Below are 668 nucleotides of genomic sequence, written 5' to 3' on the forward strand. Positions count from 1 at the left end.
TCATTTTCATCGATTTCAAATGTAGGTGTTTGCCAATTTGCAATAGGTTTAGATTCTAAAAGTGCATATTCATCATTATTTTTTATATCTACAAGATCACAAGAGCACCAATTATCCACATCATTATGATTATAGTTATACATCATTTTATAATATTTCATTTTATTCTTTATAAGAATCAAATCCGCTAAATTAAATCATAAGGAAAGTATTTATAATGTTTAAATTCTTCTTTATTTAAACCCATTATCTTTACAATAACAGCACCTTCAAGATCCCAAGTATTAATAGGATCTCTTAATCTTGTATGTTTTTTCATATATTTATGTAAAAACTCAATATCCTTAGTAGCTACAAATTCTTTAATAAGTTCATGTTCTTTACGGATACACTTGCGTTCTAAATTTAAGTTTTTACCCATAGATCCTATAAAATGTAAAAACCAATCCCTATTAAGTATATCTCTTCTTTTTCTTTCATCTTCTTCTACTAATTTTAATACACAAGTTGTGTCTATATCTAATAACACTCTAAGACAAAGTTCAAGAGCATTTCCATCAAACCAACTAATATCAAATCCAAATTCTGAATGTTTTTTTTGTATTATTGATATAACTTCTTCTAAATCTTTTTTAACTAATTTTATATCATCACCACGAGCATATTTA

Annotated in this window: 1 protein-coding gene; it reads right to left on the reverse strand. The window is 25.4% G+C overall.

Going from position 1 to position 668, the window contains the following annotated elements; genetic code table 11:
* Positions 1–187 precede the first annotated feature (187 nt).
* Positions 188–668: PoNe immunity protein domain-containing protein (locus tag CQA76_RS08930; protein ID WP_137623020.1), on the reverse strand; the 481-nt coding region annotated here is incomplete at its 5' end.

It is taken from the genome of Campylobacter aviculae (genome assembly GCF_005406215.1).
GTDB classification, from domain to species: Bacteria; Campylobacterota; Campylobacteria; order Campylobacterales; family Campylobacteraceae; genus Campylobacter_D; species Campylobacter_D aviculae.